5 protein-coding genes are annotated in these 2,921 nt (G+C 44.6%); all 5 read left to right on the forward strand.

Annotated elements, in window-relative coordinates:
- The first annotated feature begins 388 nt into the window (after positions 1 to 388).
- The gene (locus tag ACTHRE_RS10900) at positions 389 to 1,645 is read left to right on the forward strand and encodes a replication initiation factor domain-containing protein (protein ID WP_440345073.1); all 1,257 of its coding nucleotides are present in this window, start codon (positions 389 to 391) and stop codon (positions 1,643 to 1,645) included.
- A 45-nt stretch (positions 1,646 to 1,690) separates the two neighbouring features.
- Complete coding sequence (locus ACTHRE_RS10905; protein ID WP_377073275.1) at positions 1,691 to 1,981, forward strand: hypothetical protein; 291 nt, start codon at positions 1,691 to 1,693, stop codon at positions 1,979 to 1,981.
- A 4-nt stretch (positions 1,982 to 1,985) separates the two neighbouring features.
- Positions 1,986 to 2,183 (forward strand): hypothetical protein, encoded by a 198-nt coding sequence (locus ACTHRE_RS10910; RefSeq protein ID WP_036493982.1) that lies wholly within the window; start codon positions 1,986 to 1,988, stop codon positions 2,181 to 2,183.
- Positions 2,184 to 2,254: 71 nt separating this feature from the next.
- Positions 2,255 to 2,473, forward strand: a complete 219-nt coding sequence (locus tag ACTHRE_RS10915) for a major capsid protein (RefSeq protein ID WP_070836707.1) — start codon at positions 2,255 to 2,257, stop codon at positions 2,471 to 2,473.
- Between the two features lie 67 nt (positions 2,474 to 2,540).
- Positions 2,541 to 2,819 carry a hypothetical protein gene (locus ACTHRE_RS10920; protein WP_377073277.1) on the forward strand — a complete coding sequence of 93 codons (279 nt, stop codon included), beginning with the start codon at positions 2,541 to 2,543 and terminating at the stop codon, positions 2,817 to 2,819.
- The last annotated feature ends 102 nt before the right edge of the window (positions 2,820 to 2,921 follow it).

Below are 2,921 nucleotides of genomic sequence, written 5' to 3' on the forward strand. Positions count from 1 at the left end.
TTTTCAGACGGCCTTATATATTGCGCCCTATCACAGGGGCATTTTTAACATAACTAAAGCCCCTTTAACAAAGGGGCTTTTTTATGTGCATCGTCTTCTACACAGTAAATCCAGAACCTCCAACATTCCCAAAATCTTTTATTGTGCGCATCTTCAAAGATGATGAAGACTGCACACAATGTCTTAAAACCATCAATTTCACTATTTCTTCTCCAGATCACCTTTTTCATGCACAAAACGCAGCTAACGAATATGGCCGTTTATATGTAAGTGGAATCATGAATAAGGAGCATCTCCAATGAAAAAGGAACTGAACACAAAAGCGCGTATAGCCGCCTTTGGCGGTGTCAGCGCAAGCGACACGCCAAAGGCGGATTCACGCGCGCCGATGGCGCCCCCCTCATCTAACAGGGGGGGTACAGAAATAGAAGACGCCGGAGCATTCCAAGAATCCTTTGAATGTTACGAAACCTACATCTTGGACGGCAAAGGCAACCTGTTAGGCGTTCCGCTTCGTCGCGGTGTATCCGATTCCGCCTTTATTGACCAAATTAGCTTTTCATTCCATGAAAAAACCTTTTTCGACAAATACGGTGTCAGAGTCAGTCTGTTGGAAGACGAAGATTTCATCCGTGCCGCATCCATGCTTGCTGAAGAAGTTTTCGGTTTCGGCATCTACAAGGAGTCCAAAGGTTCGGGCGGTCGTTTTTATGAGCGCTGTTGGTTGATGGGTTCGGAAGATGCCCTGTACGGTCGCGTCCATTTTGGCGGCCAGCAAAATACCATCCTTTTCGAACTGACCGGCACCGGTTGCGGCGTAGCAAAAGAAGGATGGGAATCCCGACTTTTCGCATTCCTGATCAATGCAATCCGCCCAAAAATTACCCGCGTTGACGTAGCCAAAGACTTTTTCAACGGCGAATACAGCCCGAACCAAGCCCGTGAAGACCGCAATAAAGGTCTGTTTACCTGCCATCATGTCAAACCCAAAGGCGAATGTTTAGGCTCCGACTGGGAAGAAGACGACGAAGCCAAAATGACCAAAGGCAAGACCTACGGTATCGGCTCCCGTGAATCGTCAAAATACGTCCGCGTCTATGAAAAAGGCAAGCAGTTGGGCGATAAAACAAGTACATGGACGCGCTTTGAAATTGAATTCAAAGCAAAAGACATCGTTATACCTTTCGAAGTTTTACAGAATCCGGGCGAATATTTTGGCGGTGCATATCCGATTTGCGAACGCTTCGCCCAAATGGCAACACGCATACATGCAATTAAAGAAGACAAAGTCATTTCGGCCGACCGTTATCTTGAATGGGTTAAAAAACAGTTCGGACGTGCGGCAAACGGTCTGAAATTCATTTTCCCCGAACTGGACAAAGCCAAACTGTTTGAACTGATTGAACCAAATCATCAAAAGCTTCCCAAGTCTTTAGCTCCCGAAGCATATGACTGCGCGTTTTTGAAAGCACAAGCCATTCATAATCAGCCAGCATTCAAACCGTACAAAGACCCTTACGACATGTACGAATATTACGCGCGTCTGGAAAAGCAGCTTGAGCAGCAAAAACACGTCAACAATGAAGAAAGCTACAACAACTTCATCTACGACAAATTCGCAAGACTACCGATTTCATGGGCTTAAAGCGTCTGCCTGCAAAGACGTTTATTCATACAAGGAAACCAAAAAATGAACATCCAACTTCAAGGCCACATCGTTGGCGTTAAAAAATTCAACGGACAAATCGAAGGCAAGAACTTCGACTATTGCCGACTGATTGTCGCCACGCCCTTAGACAGCTCTCAAGGCAACGCATTGGGCAGCTCTACCACTGAATACGATTTCGGCGGTTCTGCCAATTTCGAGCAGTTCCGAAACGCCCAATTCCCGATCGAAGCAAGCCTGAACGTAGAAATCGTTACTACAGGTAAAACGCAAAAACTGAAAGTCATCGGTTTTCAACCCGTTAAGAAAGGCTGATTGAATGCAGAAAGTCTATGTTGTTCAGTCCGTATCAACAGGGGACTTTCTGTATCTCTCCCCTGATACGGGCGATATTGGACATACAAAATTAATAACGAATGCAGATTATTTCTTTGATTTTGAAGAAGCTGTTAACGCAGGCTTGGAAGAAATCGGCAATCAATATGAATTTGTCGTATTTGGATTTTTGAAAGACTGATTTTCAGCGTTCGGCGGTCGCTGGAAAAAATATCATCATTTCCGCCAAACACTTTTAAAAGGAAAAACATCATGAAATTGATGAACACTTGCCGTAAATACGGCGCAAAACTGGCCGTTGTTGCCGCTGCACCTTTGGCTTTCGCTACTCAAGCATGGGCCGAAGTACCTGAAAGCGTGAAAACCGACTTGGCTACTGCAAAGACTGACGCATTATCCGTTGCGGCCATCGTACTGGGTATTATCGCTTCAATCTTCGCTATCCAGCTGATCCGCCGCGTATTGCGTTAATTTGAAGCATATTTCAGACGACCCTTTAAAGGTCGTCTGAATACTAATTGACATGAGAATTTAAAAAATGGGCTACCAAGTCGGAAATAATTGTTATGCAACCCGTCAGGATGCCGAAAACGTCTATTTCAGTTTAGTGCCTCCAAAAATTGGCGATGACGGAAAGCTTTATCAGCTTAATTTTACAAAGTTCGGTTGGAAATATGGGGAACAGATTTTAAAAGCTGATTTGCCAGAATGTAACCCAATAGACAGCATGAAGGACGGATCCTATATAGGCTGGTCAGTTGTTGCCATCATGGCAGCGGTTTGGGGTATCAGGTTGATATGGCAGAAATTGAGGTAGCACTATGATGGATTTTTATTTTTATCTTGGTGTGTTTGTTCCGGTCGTGGTGGGCTGGATGATTTTTAAATAGGTAGTGATAGGTAGTGATAGGTAGTGATA

The sequence above is a fragment of the Neisseria sp. P0001.S007 genome, assembly GCF_051963655.1.
Lineage (GTDB): Bacteria > Pseudomonadota > Gammaproteobacteria > Burkholderiales > Neisseriaceae > Neisseria > Neisseria subflava_A.